This is a genomic window from Acidimicrobiales bacterium (assembly GCA_016794585.1).
In the GTDB taxonomy this organism is placed as follows: Bacteria; Actinomycetota; Acidimicrobiia; order Acidimicrobiales; family DATDAH01; genus JAEUJM01.
In genome coordinates this window covers 152,186-168,663 of the sequence record JAEUJM010000011.1, presented here as the reverse complement: position 1 = coordinate 168,663, position 16,478 = coordinate 152,186, and the positions used below count along the sequence as shown (strand labels likewise).

The following is a 16,478-nucleotide window of genomic DNA, read 5'->3' as shown; positions in this document are numbered from 1 at the left end:
ATGACCCCGCCCGGAGGAGCGGACCCGCTGTACGACGCCATCGGCGTCGGGTACTCGGCCAAGCGCCGACCCGACCCGCGGGTCGCCGCCCAGATCCACGGCCACCTCGGGTCGCCGGCCGAGCGGCCCCACCTGCTCAACGTCGGCGCCGGGACGGGCTCCTACGAGCCCGACGACCGGCGGATCACCGCGGTCGAGCCGTCGCCCGAGATGATCCGCCAGCGCCCGGCGGCGCCCCCCACCACCCAGGTGGTCCGGGCGGTCGGCGGCGCCCTTCCCTTCCCGGACGGCACCTTCGACGCGGCCACCGCCCTGCTCACCGTCCACCACTGGCCCGACATCGATGCCGGGCTGGCCGAGGTGCGCCGGGTCACGACCGGGCCGGTGGTGGTCTTCACCTTCGACTTCGAGGTGCACGGCCGCCAGTGGCTGGTCACCGACTACTTCCCCGAGATGCTCCAGTTCGACGTCGACCTGCCCGCGCCCACCGCGCTGGCCGACGCCCTCGGCGGCGGCACCGTCGAGGTGGTGCCGGTCCCCCGCGACTGCACCGACGGGTTCATGCACGCCTGGTGGTGCCGACCCGAGGCCTACCTCGACCCCGGCGTGCGGGCCGCCATCTCCGGGCTCGCTCGCCTGCCCGACGACGTGGTGGCCGCCGGCGTCGAGCGCCTCGCGCAGGACCTGGCCTCCGGCGCGTTCGCCGAGCGCCACGCCGACCTGCTCACCCAGGACGCCATCGACGGGGGCTACCGCCTCGTCATCAGTCCCGGCGCCGGCTGACCGGCCGGACACCGCTGGGTCGACACGCCGCCCGACCACCCGGCCTGCACCGGCGGCGACGCCATCGGCGGGGGCGGACGCTCCCCACGGTCCGGACGCGGGACGGCCCGGGCGCTGCCGCAGCAGGCCCGGGCCGTCCGGGGGTGACCTGCGTGATCAGTCGGAGTCGGTGGGCGTGACGTCCGCCTCCGGGGCATCGGGCACGTCGGGGCTGGTGGCCTCCGCCGCTGTCCCGCCTTCGCCGTGCTGACCGTGACCGTGACCGTGGTGGCCATGGCCCCGTCCGGGACCTCGGCCTCGACCCCGTCCCCGGTTGCGCCGGCGCTCGAGGTGGGCGTCGAAACGCGCCCGCTGCTCGTCGTCGAGCACGTCCCGGATGATCTCGACCGCCTGGCGGCGGTGCTCGCCGAGGCGCTCGCGCAGGGTCTCGGCCTGCTCGTCGGTGAGGTCGAGGCGGCGGCGCATCATCTCGATCCGGCGCCCGCCGGGGCCTCGCTGCTTGGTTTGAGCCGACATGGGCTCCTCCTTCGTTCAAACTGTGCAACACGTTGTTGCGCTACAGACTGTTGTACAGTGATGCGCAGAGAAACGCAACACAGTGTTTCGTACTTCTTGACCTGACCCGGATCGAGACCCATGCCCCCGCACCGACGAGGACCCCACGGTGGTCCCCACCGCCGCCGCCGCCGTGAGGGCGAAGCCGGCGACGACCCTCGCGTCACCCGGACGCGGGAGGCCGTGCTGAAGGCCGGGCGGGACCTGCTCGACGCCGAGGGCCCTGACGCCGTCACCCACCTGCGCATCGGCGAGGCCACCGGGATCGCCCGCACCACCATCTACCGCCACTGGCCCGACCACGAGGCCCTCCTGGCCGCCGTCCTCAGCGACACGGGCACGGCGCCGGTCGGCCCCGACACGGGCGAGGTACGGGGCGACCTGCACCTCTACCTCGACCAGCTCCGCACCGGCGTCGGCCGCCGCCGCGAGCACGCCGGCATGACCGAGCTGGTGGCGCGCTCGGAGGGCGACCGCACGTTCGCCGACCTGCGCCGCGCCCGCATCGAGCGTCGCCTCGGGCCGCTACGGGACATCCTCACCCGGGGCGTCGAGCGGGGCGAGCTCCGGGCCGAACTCGACGTCGACGAGGTGGCCATCGACTTCGTGGCCCCGGTCTTCTTCCGTCGCTTCTTCCTCGGCGAGCGCCTTTCCGACGAGCGCATCGACACCATGGTCGACGAGTTCCTCACCCGCCACGGCACCTGAGACCGACGGCCGCTCGACAACTGCGCCGCCCGGTGATCCGGGCGGGAGGGCAGCGGCGAATGCGCCCGAACGATCCGGGCGAACCAGGAGCAGATCATGAGGACCAAGAGCGACGTCGTCGCCGCCATCTACCAGGCCTTCGCGGAGGGGGATGTGGGGACGATCCTCACCCACCTCACCGACGACGTGGACTGGGCGCCCGAGGCCTCGGGCACCGTCGCCCCCTGGTGGGGTCAGTACGAGGGCAAGGACGAGGTCCCCGGGTTCTTCCGGGCGCTGGCCGAGGCGGTCGACGTCACCGAGTTCACGCCGCTGGCCATGGTCGAGGGCCCCGAAGACGTCATGGCCATCATCCGCTTCGGGGTCACGGTGAAGTCGACCGGGCGCTCCGGGACCATGGCGCTCCACCACTGGTGGCACTTCGAGGGCGACAAGGTGGCCCGCTACCGCGGCACCGAGGACACCGACCTGACCGCCCGCCTCTTCGCCAGCTGAGCCCGGCGGCACGCCGACACGCCGACACGCCGGAACCACGGGAAACACGGGAGCGGCGGGTCGCCGCGACCGCGCGCGTCGTACTCAGCGGGCGGGGTGGCCGATCGCGAGCACGACGTGGACGATCCACCCGGAACGGTCGCGCACCGCGGCGGACACCGTGCGGACGCGGCACAGCTCGGCGCGCGGCACCGAGTCCGGCCCGTCGACGTCGGTGTCGGCGGCGGCGATGCCCGTGGTAGCCGTGTACGTCCGCTCCACGACCTCGCCGGTCGCCCCGAGCCCTTCGGCATCGGCATCGAGCTCGGCATCGAGCTCGGGCTCGGGTGTCAGGGTCCCGAATCGCCGAGCGAGCGCATCGTCGAGCCGGTCGACATGGATGCCGATGACGCTCGCCCGCTCGACGCCCAACCAGTCGGCCGCCTCCGGTGAGCAGTCGCGGATGATGTCGTTCGGGCCGACCTCGAGCACCCGGCTGGCGCGGTCCAGGCGCCGACCGAGCAACGCGTCGAGGTCGACACCGGGGTTCGCGGGCTCCTCGAGGCGGGCACCGACCACCACCCGGTCGCCTCCCGACCGTGCCCGTCGGGGGAAGCCGAGCACCTGCTCGTACTCGATCGTCTCCGCCGGCTCCTGCTCGTCGCGCTGCTCGACCCAGGTCCGCACCCGGTCGACCTGCTGCACCAACGCGGACGCGTTGTGCCCTCGGAGCTGCGGGAGCACCCGTTCGGCCTGGGCGCGCAGCGACGCGAGCACCGTCGCCAGCTCGCTGGCATCCAGGCGCTCCATGGAATGGTCGGCCGGCGTGGTGACGACCCCGACGTGCACCTTCATGCCCCGGGCCTCGGCGTACAGGAGGAGGTCACCGAACTCGTGGTGGTTCTGGGGCATGAGGCAGTGCGAGATGTCGACCCGCGTCCCCACCTCACGGGCATGCCCGAGGAAGCGCTCGACGTTGGCCATCACCTCGTGGAAGTCGGACCCCTGGCGGATGGACTCGAAGGTGGCAGGGGTGGTCCCGTCGATCGACACCTGCACGGCGGGGCGCAGGGTCCGCAGCACCTCCTCCACCCGGGGGTCCCACTGGGTGGCGTTCGTGGTGATGTCGATGGCCGCCGGGCCGCCGTGGCGGGCCAGCAGGTCCCACACCCGGTAGTTCTCGGGCCCCAGGAAAGGCTCGCCGCCGACGAAGTTGGCGTGACGCAGGTGCGGGATGAACGCCTCGAGATCCTCGAAGAACCGGTCGCCGTACGACCTCGGCGACGCCGAGCGTCCCTCACGGTGGATTCGGATGGCCGACGAGTTCTCGCCGCTGCACATCGTGCACTGCAGGTTGCAGGCGTTGGTGAGGGCGAACTCCATCCGGATGGGGAACGCCGGGGCGGGCGCGCGCACGTCGAGCACGTCGTAGTAGCGCGCGTAGGTACCGATGCCGCGCTCGTCCTGCCACCCGCAGAACCCGCACCCGTACGAGTAGTCCTGCTCGCCGAGGTGACGACGGAGCTCGAGCTGTTGCACCCCGTTCCAGATCTCGGGGAGGCGCTGCACCCGGATGTTCCCCAGGTATTGGGACTGCACGCAGCAGGCTCGCACCTCCCCCTGGGGCCCGAGGTAGAGGTTGGCGTACGGAGCGAGGCACGGGGTGCCCAGGCGTCGACGCTGCGCATCCCGGCGGAGCACACCGACCTTGCCGCGCACGCGGCGCGGGACGTCGACCACCGAACGTCCGCTCGCCCCCATGGGCCAACCGTAGTGATCGATCGGAGGTGGCGCTCCGGGCCCGCCCCGAGGGCGCTCAGCCGTGCTCGGCGTCGAGCTCGGAGAGCACCGCTTCGGTGTCGGCGCCGAGGGGACGGCCGGCCCAGCGGATGGCACCGGGCGTCGCCGACAGGCGGGCCACCAGGCCCTGCATGGGCACCCCGTCCACCTCGACCACGGCGCCGCGCGCCGCGTAGTGCGGGTCGGCGGCGATGTCGGCCATGTCGAAGATGGGCGCCGCTGCGGCGTTGGCCGCCTCGAAGGCGGCGAGCACGTCGGCGAGCGATCGCTCGGCGATCCACGCCGTCATCAGCTCGTCGAGCTCGATCCGGTGGGCGGCGCGGTCGGCGAACGACCCGAAGCGGGGGTCCCCCTGCACGCCGAGCAGGTCGAGCACCCGCTGGGCCACCGACTCGGCCGACGTCGACACCGCCACCCAGCGGTCGTCGGCGGTCCGGTAGACGTTGCGGGGCACCGAGTAGGGGATGCCCGAGCCCAGCCGGGGCTGCAGCTCGCCGCGCAGCAGGTAGCCCGAGATGAGCGGCCCCATGATCTGGAACATGGACTCGAGCAGGTTGACGTCGACCACCTGGCCGACGCCCGAGTGCACCGCCACCATGGTGGCGAACGCGGCCACCAGGCCGGTGATCTCGTCGGTGAGGGCGATGGGCGGCAGGACCGGCCCGCCGTCGGCCTCGCCGTTGATGGCGGCGAAGCCCGACATCGCCTCGGCCATCGTGGCGAAGCCGGGGCGCCCGGCGTAGGGGCCGTCCTGGCCGAAGCCCGTCACCCGGGTGACGACCAGCGAGGGGCGACGGGCCAGCAGGACGTCGGGGCCGAGGCCGAGGCGCTCGAGGGTGCCGGGGCGGAAGTTCTCCACGAGCACGTCGGCGGTGTCGCACAGGGCGAGGAAGGCCTCGCGCCCCTCGTCGGACTTCAGGTCGAGGGCCACGCTGCGCTTGCCCCGACCCTCGAGCTTCCACCAGAGGGTGACGCCGTCGCGAGGGTCGACCCACCCCATGGTGCGCGTGGTGTCGCCGCCGTCGGGCCGCTCGACCTTGATGACGTCGGCCCCGAAGTCGGCCAGGTAGCGGGCGCACCCGGGCCCGGCCACGACGGTGGAGACGTCGACCACCCGAAGGTCGGCCAGCGGTCCCGGTGAGGAGGCGCCCGGCGACGGCCCGTCGGGGGCGACGCCCCCGTCGTGCACGTCGGCGGTCACGAAGGCGGGCCGGTCAGCGGTTGGCGCCCTGCACCGACGAGGTGAGGGGCGAGGAGTCGCCGCTGGTGGCCACGCAGATCACCTCGCGGTCGTCGAGCTGGTTCCACGTCTGCTCGGTGGGGTTGATGGAGGTGGCGTTGAACTCCGACTGAGCGAAGGGCACGCCCACGTAGTCGGTGAAGAGCGCCCCGGTGCACTGGTCCTGCGCCTGGCTGCTGATGGCCGCCACCCCCGGGAACGGGGCGTTGGGGCCGCCGGCGATCTCGAAGATGGCGAACACCTCGTTGTCGTGGGGTTCGTCGCAGTCGATCCCGTCGACGTTGGTGATGTTGCCGCTGGTGGGCACGTCGAAGCAGTCGCCCACCGCCAGGTCGAAGACGTTGATCGACGTGCTGTTGCCACCTCCGGTGGTGGTGGTGAGCGCGCTGTCGCCGGGCTGGGCGGCCTCGGTGGTGGTGCTGCCCGGCTCGAAGTCGGGCGCGGTGGTCGCCGAGGTGGCGAGGGTGGTGCGGTCCACCGACGGGGCGTCGTCGTCGCCGGCGAGGACCGCGGTGATGATGACGCCCACGATCACGAGCGCGAGCAGCGCGCCGATGACCCCCAGCACGATGAACAGCGCCTTCTTGCCTCCACCCCCGGACGGCGGCGGTGCCCCATAGGGCGGTACCCCACCACCGCCGGCGCCCCAGCCGGCCTCGGTGGGCGGCGGGCCCTGCGGCGGGTAGCCCGGGGCGGCGGCGGGTGCGGCGACGCCGCCGGGCGGGTAGGCGCCGGGCTGGCCGGGCGCGGCCGGGGGGTAGCCCGCTGCCGGCGCCTGCGCCGGCGGGTACGGGGCCGCGGCGGGGTACTCGGGCTGTGGCGCCGTGGGCGGGTAGTCCGCGGCGGGAGGAGGAGTCGGCGCGGGTGGCGGCGTGGCCGCCGGCGGCGGGGTCGGCTCGGGGGTCGGGTACTGCGGCAACGGGCCGGTCACGGTCTCACCGGGATCGGGGAGCGGGGCCGGGGGCTCGGGCGCCGCGCCCTCCGCGGGCGTGCCGTCCGGCGGCGGTGGGGTGTCGGACATGGGTGCTCCTCTCGGCCCTCACGGCCACGCCCCGATCTGCGGCGCGGCGGGCGCCGGCGCCCGGGCGGGGCGCCGGCGGGTCTCGACTACTCCGCGGTGCCCTGGATGGAGCCCGTGATCTGGGTCCCGTCCACGGTGTTGGCGGTGCAGAGGATCTCGCGGTCGTTCAGCTCGCTCTCCCAGCTCTCCTGGGTGGGCGTGATGGGGAAGGCCTGGAAGCGCGAGCTGGCGTAGTCGAGGCCCACGTAGTCCTCGAAGAGCGCACCGATGCACTCCTCGGAGGCGGTCTCGACGGCGGCCTGGCCCGGGAACGGCGCGTCGTCGCCGCCCTCCATGTCGAACTTGGCGTACAGCTCGGTGTCGTGCGGCTCGCTGCAGGGCACCGCGGCCACCTCGAGGATGTTGCCGTCCGGCGGCTGATCGAAGCAGTCACCCACCTCGAGGGTGAAGATGCCGACGTCGCCGCCCTCGGTGATGTTGCCCTCGTCGTCCCGAGTCGAGTTGTCGGCCGTCGATTCGTCGCTGCTGCATGAGGTGGCCAGTGCCAGCACCAACAGCACCGCCCCGAGCGCCTTCAGCCAAGTCCGCATTGCCCATCCGCTCCATCGTGTCGTCCCGACGCGCTCCGGTTCGCGCACCTGGGTTTCGTGAGCGACCTTAGCCGTCGGACCCCTGGCCCCCGCCCGAGCCGCCGGCCGCGACGCTCCCCTCCAACTGGCCACCGTCGGAGGCGATGATCGAGCAGAGCACCCGGCGGTCCCCGCGGTCCTCCCACGACTTGCGCGTCGGGGCGATGGCCGAGAAGTAGTAGGCCGAGTCCTCATAGGCCTGACCGACGTAGTCGGCGAAGCGGTCCTGACAGCCCAACTGGGCGAGGCTCTGCACCTCGGCGCCCCCGGGGAAGGGGGCGTCGGCACCGGCCGGGAGCGCGAAGACCGCGTAGGCCTCACCGTCGTGGGCCTCGTCGCAGTCGACCTCCTCGACGGCGCGCACGTCGGTGTTGGCCGGAGCCAGGAAGCAGGTGCCGGGCTCGAGGTCGACGATCCGCACCCCGTTGGGCACGGTCGTGGCGGTGGTCTCGTCGTCACCGAAGGCCGAGCAGCCGGCCAGCACCAGCAACGAGACCGGGACGACCACCGAAAGCACCGCGGCCCGCCACCTCGCCCCTCGCAGGCCGCGCCGCCCCGGTCCGGTCATCGCCACATCATCACCCGCGCCGGGGCCAGATGGGGTAGCACCGCTCGTCCAGGGCGCCGAAGGCGTACTCGAAGTAGGTGCCGTCGTACATGTCCCGGGTCTTGTCGCTCCACGCGAGTGCCTCGGGCGACGAGATGCGCCGGTGGATGGCGAGGATCCCTCCCTCGAACACCCGGTACTCGGCCCACGTGCCCGGGAAGTCCTTCACGCACGCCACCTCGGCCCACGGCACGTCGCCCGTGGCGGGGAAGCGGCGCACCCGGTTCCGGTGGGTGTGCCCGGCCGAGTAGGCCACGATCGAGCGATGGGCGGCCACCACGTCGATGAGGCGCTCGGAGTCGTCGGGGTTGATGCCGAAGTAGTCGTCGGGGCGGTGGTTCGAGGTCGGGTCCCAGACGTGGTGGTGGCCGAACACGAACACGGGACGGTCGCTCTCGGCGGCCACGTCGGCCAGCCACTCGAGCTGCTCGCTCGTGACTCGTCCCGGCGTGTGGAGCGGGATGGTGGTGTCGAGCACGGCCAGGGACACGCCAGGCAGCTCGACGAGGAACGGGGCGTCGCTGGCGAAGGTCCCGCCGTGGTAGCCGTCGTGGTTGCCGCGGACGTGGTGGAGGCGGTCGCCGAAGGCGCCCTGGTAGCAGTCGAGGAACTGCTCATACTCCTCCTGGCTGCCCACGTTGGTCAGATCGCCCTTGACCAGGACGGCATCGGGGTCGATGGCGGCGATGTCGGCCACCGCTCCCCGGTTCATGACCTCGGGGTAGGGGTCCTCACCCGGCTCGCTGCGGTAGGTGGGGCCGAGGTCGAGGCCCTCGATCACCCCGCACTCCACCTCGCCGAAGTGCACGTCGTTGACCGTGGCGAAGGTGGCGAGGCGCTCTCCCGGCGCGGGGAGGGTGCGGAACGAGAATCCGTCGAGCTGGTGTTCGGTGTCGGGCGCGAGGCCGGCGTGGACCCGGGCCACGGGCCCGTCGTGGACGACGGCCTCGTCGTCGGCGACGGTGGTCAGGTCCATGGGCGGCGAGGCTACCGACTCCGTCGGGCGCCGCCCCGGCGACGGGGCGCGACCCGGCGCGGGTCGCGATGCTCAGGAGGGGCGGTCGCGCCGACTGGGGATGGGCTTGGTCCACCACCGGCCCGAGAACCGCCAACGCGGCGTGGCGGCGCGGGGGTCGGTGTCGGCCGCGGATGGGCGGGGCCAGGCCACCTCGATGGCCGCCATGATGGCCGCCATCTCCTCGGGCCCCGGGGGCGCGAGACGGGTGCGGGCACCGTCGACGGAGACCACCGGCTCGGTGGCCGGCGCCGGGGCGTCGCTCAAAGGGGCACGTTCCCGTGCTTGCGCTTGGGCAGCTCCTCGCGCTTCGAGCGCAGCATCTCGAAGCCGGCGATCACCTTCCGGCGGGTGTCGGCCGGGTCGATGACGTCATCGACCATGCCCCGCTCGGCGGCGATGTAGGGGTTGGTGAAGCGCTCGGTGTACTCCTCGACCAGCTCGGCCCGGCGGGCCTCGGGGTCGGCCGCCGACGTCAGCTCACGGCGGTAGACGATCTCGACCGCACCGTGCGGGCCCATCACCGCCAGCTCGGCCGAGGGCCAGGCGTAGGCCAGGTCGGCGCCGATGGACTTGGCGTTCATGACCACGTAGGCGCCGCCGTAGGCCTTGCGGGTGATGACCTGGATGCGGGGCACGGTGGCCTCGCAGAACGCGTAGAGCAGCTTGGCCCCGTGGCGAATGATGCCGCCGTACTCCTGGTCGACGCCGGGCAGGAAGCCGGGGACGTCGACGAAGGTGAGGATGGGGATGTTGAACGCGTCGCAGGTGCGCACGAAGCGGGCGCCCTTCTCGGACGCCTCGATGTCGAGCACGCCGGCCAGCATCATGGGCTGGTTGCCGATCACGCCCACGGGGTGGCCGTCGAGGCGGGCGAACCCGCAGACGAGATTCATGCCCCAGTGGGGGAAGTACTCGAAGAAGTCGCCGTCGTCGACGGTGGCCCGGATCACCTGGTGCATGTCGTAGGGCAGGTTCGACGAGGCCGGCATGAGGTCGTACAGCTCGGTGAGCTGCCGGTTCGGATCGTCCGTGGGGGCGAACCACGGCGGCTCCTCGAGGTTGTTCGAGGGCAGGTACGACAGCAGGTACTTCACGTCGTCGAGGACGGCTTCCTCGCTGTCGGCCACGTAGGTGGCCACCCCGGACTTGGTGGCGTGGCTCATGGCGCCGCCCAGCTCCTCGAGGGTGACCTCCTCGCCCGTCACCGTCTTCACCACGTCGGGGCCGGTGATGAACATGTGCGACGTCTCGCGCACCATGAAGATGAAGTCCGTCATGGCCGGGCTGTAGACCGCGCCGCCGGCGCAGGGGCCGAGGATGACGCTGATCTGGGGCGTGACGCCCGAGGCCAGCACGTTGCGGTAGAAGATGCCGCCGTAGCTGTCGAGGGAGACCGCGCCCTCCTGGATGCGGGCACCGGCGCCGTCGTTCAGGCCGATGAGCGGCGCGCCGACCGACAGGGCGAGGTCCATGAGCTTGTGGATCTTCTCGGCGAACACCTCGCCCAGGGCGCCGCCGAACACCGTGAAGTCCTGCGAGAACACGAAGACCTTGCGGCCGTCGATGGTGCCCCACCCGGTGATGACGCCGTCGGTGTAGGGACGCTCCTGGAGCCCGCTGTCGTGGGCCCGGTGCTTGGCCAACATGTCGAGCTCGTGGAACGAGCCGTCGTCGAGCAGGTACTCGACCCGCTCGCGGGCGAGCATCTTGCCCTTCGCGTGTTGGCGCTCGACGGAGCGCTCGGAGCCGGCGTGGCGGGCCTCGTCCTTGCGCTTCTCGAGCTCCGCCAGGCGCTCACGCAGTGGGTGTTCGGTCACGAGGGAGCACAATACGTTCGCACGCCGAGTCCGACCCAATGAGGCCCCGGGTGGTTACCGGGGGGGCGCTCAGCCGGGGTCGTAGTCGAAGCCCAGCGCCGGCGCCGGCACGAGGGCGTGCAGGGGGATGCCGGCGGCCTCGGCGAGGGCGGCGACGGTGCCGCCGCGGTCCACGAGGGGCAGGAGCAGCACGGGGTCGGCCCGGCCCTCGTCGCGCACCACCTCGGCGGCCTCGAGCATCGACACGCCGCGGGTGACGGCGTCCTCGGTGATGACGACCTTGGCGCCGGGCTCGAGGACGCCGGCGATGCGGCCGCCCGTGCCGCCGGCCTTGGCCTCCTTGCGCACCGTGAAGCTGGTGAGCATGCGGCCGCGGGTCGCGGCGATGGCGGCGATGGCGTAGGCCATGGCGTCGGCGCCGACCGTGAGCCCGCCGATGGCCGTCACGTCGTCGGGGATGACCTCGAGGGCGGCGTCGGCGACCAGGAGCATGCCCTCGGGCGAGCAGGTGGTGGCCTTGGCGTCGATGAACCAGTCGCTCTGGCGCCCCGACTTCAGCGTGTACGGCCCGTCGGTGCGCACCGCGTGCTCCCGGAGGTGGGCGATGAGGGCGTCGATCGTCGTCATGTGAGATGCACCTCACCGGTGCCGGGAGTGATGGTGCCGATCTCGACCGCGGCGTGGCCGTGCTCGGCGAGGACGGACAGCGCGGCGCCGGCGTCCGACGGCGGCACCACCAGGACCATGCCGATGCCCAGGTTGAACACGCGGGCCATCTCGTCGGGTTCCACCGAACCCAGGCGCTGGATCTCGCTGAAGATGCGGGGCGACTCCCAGGCGCTCGTCTCGACCTGGGCGTCGGCGCCGTCGGGCAGGACCCGGTTGAGGTTGCCGGCCATGCCGCCGCCGGTGATGTGGGCGACGGCCCGCACGTCCACCGCCTCGGTGGCGGCGCGCACCGCAGGCGCGTAGATCACCGAGGGCAGCAGCAACTCGTCGCCCACCGTGGTGGGCGCGCCCTCGTAGGCAGGGGCGTCGAGGTCGAGGCCGGCGATCTCGAGCAGCACCTTGCGCGCCAGCGTGTACCCGTTCGAGCGGAGGCCCGGCGACGGCAGCCCGATGAGGGTGTCGCCCACGGCGACGTGCTCGCCGGTGATGATGCGGTCCCGGTCGACCACGCCGACGGCGAAGCCCACGAGGTCGAAGTCGTCGTCGGGCATGACGCCGGGGTGCTCGGCCATCTCGCCGCCGATGAGGGCGCATCCGGCCTGCCGGCACCCCTCGGCCACCCCCGCCACCAGCGCCTCCATGCGCTCGGGCACGAGCTTGCCGACCGAGATGTAATCGAGGAAGAACAGCGGCTCGGCGCCCTGACAGACCAGGTCGTCCACGCACATGGCCACCAGGTCGATGCCGATGGTGTCGAGGCGGCCGAGGGCCCGGGCGATCTGCGACTTCGTGCCGACCCCGTCGGTGGCCGACACCAGCACCGGTTGCGGCCGCCCCTCGGTGGACAGGGCGAACAGGCCGCCGAACCCGCCGATGTCGCCCAGCACCTCGGGCCGGTAGGTGGAGCGGACCGCGGCCTTGATGCGGTCGACCGCGTCCTCGCCGGCGGCGATGTCGACGTCGTAGGTGGCGCCCTGCTCTGCGCCTCGTCCGTCACTCACGGCAGCACCGGGGCCCGTTCTGGCCGCGAGATCTCTGGCGTGGGAACAGGTCGCCGCGGCCAGAACGAGTGGGGTGCGGTTCTGGCCGCGAGATCTCTGGCGTGAGAACAGCCGGCCGCGGCCAGAAGCTCGGGCGGTGGGCTCAAGGCTGGTTGCGGGCAGCCGCGTCGGCCGCGGGAAAGAGCGAGTCGCCGGTGGCGACGGCTGCGGGCGTTGAGCCCGCGGCCGGCTCACGGCGGATCGGGGTGCCGTTCTCGTCGCGCTCGACGGGGTCGACCTCGAGGACGGCCTTGCGCAGGTTCACCGGCACCTCGATGGGGTACTCGCCGGTGAGGCAGGCGTCGCAGAAGCCGGCGTTGACCGCACCGGTGGCCTCGAGCAGTCGGTCGAGGGTGAGGTAGGAGATGGTGTCGACGTCGACGTAGTCGCGGATCTCGTCGACGGTGAGGTTGGCGGCCAGCAGCTCGCCGCGAGTGCCCGTGTCCATACCGTAGAAGCAGGGCCACTTGTAGGGCGGCGACGAAATGCGCAGGTGGACCTCGCGAGCGCCGGCCTCGCGCAGCATCTTGACCATGGCCCGGGTGGTGGTGCCCCGCACGATCGAGTCGTCGACGACCACCAGGCGCTTGCCGGCGATGTTGTCCCGCAGGGGGTTGAGCTTCATGCGCACCCCGAGGGCCCGCATCTCCTGGGTGGGGGCGATGAAGGTGCGCCCGATGTAGCGGTTCTTCACCAGGCCCTGGCCGAAGGGGATACCGCTCTGGCGGGCGTAGCCCTCGGCGGCGGCGATGCCGGACTCGGGCACACCCATGACGAGGTCGGCCTCGACCGGTGCCTGCTCGGCCAGGCGCTCGCCCATCTTCACCCGGGCGTGGTGCACGCTGCGGCCGTAGAGCTGGCTGTCGGGGCGGGCGAAGTACACGAACTCGAACAGGCAGAGCTTGGGGTCGATGCGCTCGGCGTCGAAGGGGCGGACCGAGCGGTAGCCGGTGGCGTCGATGATGACCATCTCACCGGGCTCGAGCTCGCGCACGAAGTGGGCGCCGACGACGTCGAGCGCCGGCGTCTCGGAGGCGAGAACCCAGCCGTGGTCGAGCTTGCCGAGGCACAGCGGGCGGAAGCCGTTGGGATCGCGCACACCGATGACGTGGCCCTCGTCCATCAGCACGAACGAGAAGGCGCCCTCGAGACGGGGCAGCACCTTGACCAGCGCGTGCTCGAGCTCGCGCTCGTCGCTGCGGGGGCCGGCGGCGGCCATCTCGGTGGCGAGCATCTCGGCCACGAGGTCGGTGTCGCTGGTCACGGTGCCCGGCAACATGCCCTGCTCGTCGGCGAGGGCCTCGGTGTTGACCAGGTTTCCGTTGTGGCCGAGCGCGAACTCGGCCTCGGCGGTGGCCCGGAACACCGGCTGGGCGTTGCGCCAGGTGCTCGACCCGGTGGTGGAGTAGCGGGTGTGGCCGATGGCCAGGTGGCCCCGGAGCGATGCGAGCTTGATGTCGTCGAACACGTGGGCGACGAGGCCCATGTCCTTCTGCACCATCAGCGTCTCGCCGTTGCTGACCGCCATGCCGGCCGACTCCTGCCCGCGGTGCTGCAAGGCGTAGAGGCCGAGGTAGGTCAGGTGGGCCACCGGCTGGCCGGGGGCGTAGACCCCGAAGACGCCGCACGCCTCTTTCGGGGTGTCGTCGTCGGGGTCGGCCGCACCCGCCGGATCGACCAGGTCAGAAGCGGTGTCTGGCTGCTCCGACGCCCTCACGTCCTCATCGTCGCACACTGCTCGGTGGACCCCGCGAATCGGTGGCTGTGAGCCCTCAGGCTACCGGCCGATCCGGGCCCTCGGACCGGGCCGGCGGCGGCGCCGAGGCCGATCTGGGATGCTGACGGCCGGCGCCGGGACGGACCCGGTCGGGAGGGTTCGCATGGGACGGTTGGACGACAAGGTCGCGTTGATCACGGGGGCCGCCCGCGGCCAGGGTGCGGCCGAGGCCCGGCTGTTCGCCGCCGAGGGCGCCCGGGTGTACCTCAGCGACGTGCTCGACGACGAGGGGGCCGCCGTCGCCGCCGACATCGGCGCCGCCGCCTCCTACCACCACCTCGACGTGACCGACGGGGACGCCTGGATCACCCTGGTGGAGCAGATCGTCGAGACCGAGGGGCGCCTCGACGTGCTGGTCAACAACGCCGGCATCTTCCGGGTGATGCCGACGGTGTTGACCTCCGAGGCCGAGTACCGCCAGATCATCGACATCAACCAGGTCGGCACCTTCCTCGGGATGAAGACGGTGATCCCGACGATGGTGCAGGCCGAGTCGGGCTCGATCGTCAACATCTCGTCGGTGGCCGGCCTCCAGGGTGCGGCCGGCACCATGGCCTACGCCGCCAGCAAGTGGGCGGTGCGGGGCATGACCAAGGTGGCCGCCAAGGAGGTCGCCCCCTTCGGCGTCCGGGTCAACTCGGTCCACCCCGGGATCATCGACACCCCGATGATGGCCGAGGCCACCGTCGAGGGGGCGATGCTCGAGCGCGTCGTGCGGGCCATCCCGATGGGCCAGGTGGCGCAGGCCGACGACGTGGCCAACCTGGTCCTCTACCTGGCCAGCGACGAGAGCCGGTACTCCACCGGGAGTGAGTTCGTGGTGGACGGAGGGATGACGGCCTGAGCGGTTCTCTCTCCTTCGCTTTCCCTCTTTCTTCCTCGCGCTCGTTACCTCCCGGCCCCGACCGGGACCCGGGGGCTTGCTCCTAGTCGCCTCGGGGGCGCCTGCGGCGCGGGACTCGCTCCGATGTCGCGGCGCTCCCCGGCTCCCGTCCGTGGCCTACCTCCTCGGTGCTCGTCGTCGTCGGCCGGCGCTCCCGGGGCCGGTCCCCCTCGGCGTCTGGGGCTGGGGTGGGGTGCCGCTGCCGCGCTCCCCCCGGCTCTCGTCCGTGGCCGACCCGCTCGGTGCTCCGTCGTCGGCCGGCGCTCCCGGGGCCGGTCCCGCTCGGCGTCTGGGGCTGGGGTGGGGGTGCCGCTGCCGCGCTCCCCCCGGCTCCCGTCCGCGCCTTGCGACGGCACCCGGGCACCCGATTCGGCCCGTCGACAGGCACCGATCGCGGGGCTAGGTTGCTCGCACTTCCCCTCCTGATGTTCGTCTTCTCAGGAGGTTCGCCATGCCACATCGCAGAGTCACCAGGCGGAGCCCGTGACCGGGCCGCTCTACGAAATGCCTGCGTCCATCGAGCTCACGTGGGCGGAGTACCGGCTCATCATGCGCGCGCTTTTCGACGCGGAGGACGAATTCACCCGTTGGGGGCCGGCCTACGGCGCGCTGCTCGGGCGCGCCCGCGAGGCCCTCGAGGTGCTCCTGCACCGGGTGTGGCCAGAACTCGGTGAGATCGACGACGGAGGTACGGTGGAGCCATGACGGAGCAGCGCTGGTTGACGACCGGTGAGGCGGCACAGCGACTGGGCATCAGCTCCGGAGACGTGGCGTGTCTCGTTCTCGACGGGGAGCTGCCGGGGCGGCCGGCATCGGACTACAGCCGGCTGTTGGTGCGGGAAGTCGACCTCGAGGAGTACCTCGCCCGTCATCCCCAGACCACGTCGACCTGACGCTCGTGCGGCGGCTCGGCCGGCTCCCTTTTCGTCGTCATCGACACGACGGCCTCGACGCAGTCCGCCCGGGTTCGGGTAGCACGACACCATGAGCTTCGCGGTGAAAGCGGCGGTGGGTGCGCCCCTCTCGGTGGGCGCGACCCTCACACTGGTCGAGAAGGCGATGTACGGCGGGTGGAAGGTCGCGCCTGACCATCAGATCTTTGTCTTCGACTCGGATCACCAGGGCGGTGCCGGCCTCTGCGCCCGGGGCGTGATCACCTCCGTCGAGCACGCCCCCGAGCACCGGTGGAAGGTGCAGATCCGCATCGAGGCGCAGGCCCGCCGCCCGCTCGGGCGGGGCGAGCTACGGCCCTACCGGGACCTCGACGACGGCTCCCCCGAAGCCGAGATCGCCCGCAAGCTCTACCGCCAGGCCACCAACAAGTTCGTCGCCGTCGGCGAGGGAGAGACCGCCTTCCTCACCTCGTACTTCTGATCTGAGCGCCCGGCGCTTCGGGCCACCGCGGCGGGCGCAGCCCGCCGCCCAGCAAAACGGGGTGGTGAGTCGCGCCGGTGAGG

At 72.3% G+C, this 16,478-nt stretch carries 19 protein-coding genes; 7 read left to right on the top strand and 12 right to left on the bottom strand.

Annotated features, from left to right (window positions below; all coding sequences use genetic code 11):
• Nucleotides 1–783 carry a class I SAM-dependent methyltransferase gene (locus tag JNK12_05200; protein MBL8775301.1) on the top strand — a complete coding sequence of 261 codons (783 nt, stop codon included), beginning with the start codon at nt 1–3 and terminating at the stop codon, nt 781–783.
• Between the two features lie 156 nt (nt 784–939).
• Here JNK12_05200 and JNK12_05195 read toward each other — a convergent pair whose 3' ends face one another.
• Nucleotides 940–1,299, bottom strand: a complete 360-nt coding sequence (locus JNK12_05195) for a hypothetical protein (protein ID MBL8775300.1) — start codon at nt 1,297–1,299, stop codon at nt 940–942.
• Between the two features lie 222 nt (nt 1,300–1,521).
• Here JNK12_05195 and JNK12_05190 point away from each other — a divergent pair, with 222 nt between their 5' ends.
• Together JNK12_05190 and JNK12_05185 are read left to right on the top strand one after the other, a co-directional pair.
• Nucleotides 1,522–2,046 (top strand): TetR/AcrR family transcriptional regulator, encoded by a 525-nt coding sequence (locus JNK12_05190; protein MBL8775299.1) that lies wholly within the window; start codon nt 1,522–1,524, stop codon nt 2,044–2,046.
• A gap of 96 nt (nt 2,047–2,142) precedes the next feature.
• Complete coding sequence (locus JNK12_05185) at nt 2,143–2,541, top strand: nuclear transport factor 2 family protein (protein MBL8775298.1); 399 nt, start codon at nt 2,143–2,145, stop codon at nt 2,539–2,541.
• A gap of 84 nt (nt 2,542–2,625) precedes the next feature.
• Here the strand turns inward: JNK12_05185 and JNK12_05180 are convergent, their stop codons facing one another.
• From JNK12_05180 to purF, 11 genes are all read right to left on the bottom strand, one after another.
• Complete coding sequence (locus tag JNK12_05180; protein ID MBL8775297.1) at nt 2,626–4,281, bottom strand: radical SAM protein; 1,656 nt, start codon at nt 4,279–4,281, stop codon at nt 2,626–2,628.
• A gap of 55 nt (nt 4,282–4,336) precedes the next feature.
• Nucleotides 4,337–5,509: a CoA transferase gene (locus tag JNK12_05175; GenBank protein MBL8775296.1), complete on the bottom strand. Its 1,173-nt coding sequence runs from the start codon at nt 5,507–5,509 to the stop codon at nt 4,337–4,339.
• Nucleotides 5,510–5,534: 25 nt separating this feature from the next.
• Nucleotides 5,535–6,581 (bottom strand): septum formation family protein, encoded by a 1,047-nt coding sequence (locus tag JNK12_05170; GenBank protein MBL8775295.1) that lies wholly within the window; start codon nt 6,579–6,581, stop codon nt 5,535–5,537.
• Nucleotides 6,582–6,667: 86 nt separating this feature from the next.
• Nucleotides 6,668–7,171, bottom strand: coding sequence for a septum formation family protein (locus JNK12_05165; GenBank protein MBL8775294.1), 504 nt, complete (start codon nt 7,169–7,171; stop codon nt 6,668–6,670).
• 67 nt (nt 7,172–7,238) lie between these two features.
• Nucleotides 7,239–7,778, bottom strand: coding sequence for a septum formation family protein (locus JNK12_05160; protein ID MBL8775293.1), 540 nt, complete (start codon nt 7,776–7,778; stop codon nt 7,239–7,241).
• 10 nt (nt 7,779–7,788) lie between these two features.
• Nucleotides 7,789–8,793 (bottom strand): metallophosphoesterase, encoded by a 1,005-nt coding sequence (locus JNK12_05155; GenBank protein MBL8775292.1) that lies wholly within the window; start codon nt 8,791–8,793, stop codon nt 7,789–7,791.
• A 72-nt stretch (nt 8,794–8,865) separates the two neighbouring features.
• Nucleotides 8,866–9,099, bottom strand: a complete 234-nt coding sequence (locus JNK12_05150; GenBank protein MBL8775291.1) for a hypothetical protein — start codon at nt 9,097–9,099, stop codon at nt 8,866–8,868.
• Nucleotides 9,096–10,637: an acyl-CoA carboxylase subunit beta gene (locus JNK12_05145; GenBank protein ID MBL8775290.1), complete on the bottom strand. Its 1,542-nt coding sequence runs from the start codon at nt 10,635–10,637 to the stop codon at nt 9,096–9,098. The genes JNK12_05150 and JNK12_05145 overlap by 4 nt, the downstream gene beginning before the upstream one ends.
• Nucleotides 10,638–10,721: 84 nt before the next feature.
• The gene (locus JNK12_05140; protein ID MBL8775289.1) at nt 10,722–11,279 is read right to left on the bottom strand and encodes a hypothetical protein; all 558 of its coding nucleotides are present in this window, start codon (nt 11,277–11,279) and stop codon (nt 10,722–10,724) included.
• Nucleotides 11,276–12,322 carry a phosphoribosylformylglycinamidine cyclo-ligase gene (locus JNK12_05135; GenBank protein MBL8775288.1) on the bottom strand — a complete coding sequence of 349 codons (1,047 nt, stop codon included), beginning with the start codon at nt 12,320–12,322 and terminating at the stop codon, nt 11,276–11,278. The genes JNK12_05140 and JNK12_05135 overlap by 4 nt, the downstream gene beginning before the upstream one ends.
• 142 nt (nt 12,323–12,464) lie before the next feature.
• Nucleotides 12,465–14,042 (bottom strand): amidophosphoribosyltransferase, encoded by a 1,578-nt coding sequence (gene purF, locus JNK12_05130; protein MBL8775287.1) that lies wholly within the window; start codon nt 14,040–14,042, stop codon nt 12,465–12,467.
• Nucleotides 14,043–14,241: 199 nt separating this feature from the next.
• On the opposite strand from purF, the gene JNK12_05125 reads away from it, so the two are divergent.
• From JNK12_05125 to JNK12_05110, 4 genes are all read left to right on the top strand, one after another.
• The gene (locus JNK12_05125) at nt 14,242–14,982 is read left to right on the top strand and encodes a glucose 1-dehydrogenase (protein MBL8775286.1); all 741 of its coding nucleotides are present in this window, start codon (nt 14,242–14,244) and stop codon (nt 14,980–14,982) included.
• A gap of 522 nt (nt 14,983–15,504) precedes the next feature.
• Entirely contained in the window at nt 15,505–15,726 is a 222-nt protein-coding gene (locus tag JNK12_05120) for a hypothetical protein (GenBank protein MBL8775285.1), read from the top strand.
• Nucleotides 15,723–15,914, top strand: coding sequence for a helix-turn-helix domain-containing protein (locus JNK12_05115; GenBank protein MBL8775284.1), 192 nt, complete (start codon nt 15,723–15,725; stop codon nt 15,912–15,914). The genes JNK12_05120 and JNK12_05115 overlap by 4 nt, the downstream gene beginning before the upstream one ends.
• A 91-nt stretch (nt 15,915–16,005) precedes the next feature.
• Nucleotides 16,006–16,395 (top strand): hypothetical protein, encoded by a 390-nt coding sequence (locus JNK12_05110; protein ID MBL8775283.1) that lies wholly within the window; start codon nt 16,006–16,008, stop codon nt 16,393–16,395.
• Nucleotides 16,396–16,478 lie beyond the last annotated feature (83 nt).

Excerpts from the sequence above, each read along its gene's own strand:
- JNK12_05200 (MBL8775301.1), top strand. The coding sequence starts at position 1 with ATGACCCCGCCCGGAGGAGCGGACCCGCTGTACGACGCCATCGGCGTC.
- JNK12_05195 (MBL8775300.1), bottom strand. The coding sequence starts at position 1,299 with ATGTCGGCTCAAACCAAGCAGCGAGGCCCCGGCGGGCGCCGGATCGAG.
- JNK12_05185 (MBL8775298.1), top strand. The coding sequence starts at position 2,143 with ATGAGGACCAAGAGCGACGTCGTCGCCGCCATCTACCAGGCCTTCGCG.
- JNK12_05180 (MBL8775297.1), bottom strand. The coding sequence starts at position 4,281 with ATGGGGGCGAGCGGACGTTCGGTGGTCGACGTCCCGCGCCGCGTGCGC.
- JNK12_05170 (MBL8775295.1), bottom strand. The coding sequence starts at position 6,581 with ATGTCCGACACCCCACCGCCGCCGGACGGCACGCCCGCGGAGGGCGCG.
- JNK12_05165 (MBL8775294.1), bottom strand. The coding sequence starts at position 7,171 with ATGCGGACTTGGCTGAAGGCGCTCGGGGCGGTGCTGTTGGTGCTGGCA.
- JNK12_05160 (MBL8775293.1), bottom strand. The coding sequence starts at position 7,778 with ATGACCGGACCGGGGCGGCGCGGCCTGCGAGGGGCGAGGTGGCGGGCC.
- JNK12_05155 (MBL8775292.1), bottom strand. The coding sequence starts at position 8,793 with ATGGACCTGACCACCGTCGCCGACGACGAGGCCGTCGTCCACGACGGG.
- JNK12_05140 (MBL8775289.1), bottom strand. The coding sequence starts at position 11,279 with ATGACGACGATCGACGCCCTCATCGCCCACCTCCGGGAGCACGCGGTG.
- JNK12_05125 (MBL8775286.1), top strand. The coding sequence starts at position 14,242 with ATGGGACGGTTGGACGACAAGGTCGCGTTGATCACGGGGGCCGCCCGC.
- JNK12_05115 (MBL8775284.1), top strand. The coding sequence starts at position 15,723 with ATGACGGAGCAGCGCTGGTTGACGACCGGTGAGGCGGCACAGCGACTG.
- JNK12_05110 (MBL8775283.1), top strand. The coding sequence starts at position 16,006 with ATGAGCTTCGCGGTGAAAGCGGCGGTGGGTGCGCCCCTCTCGGTGGGC.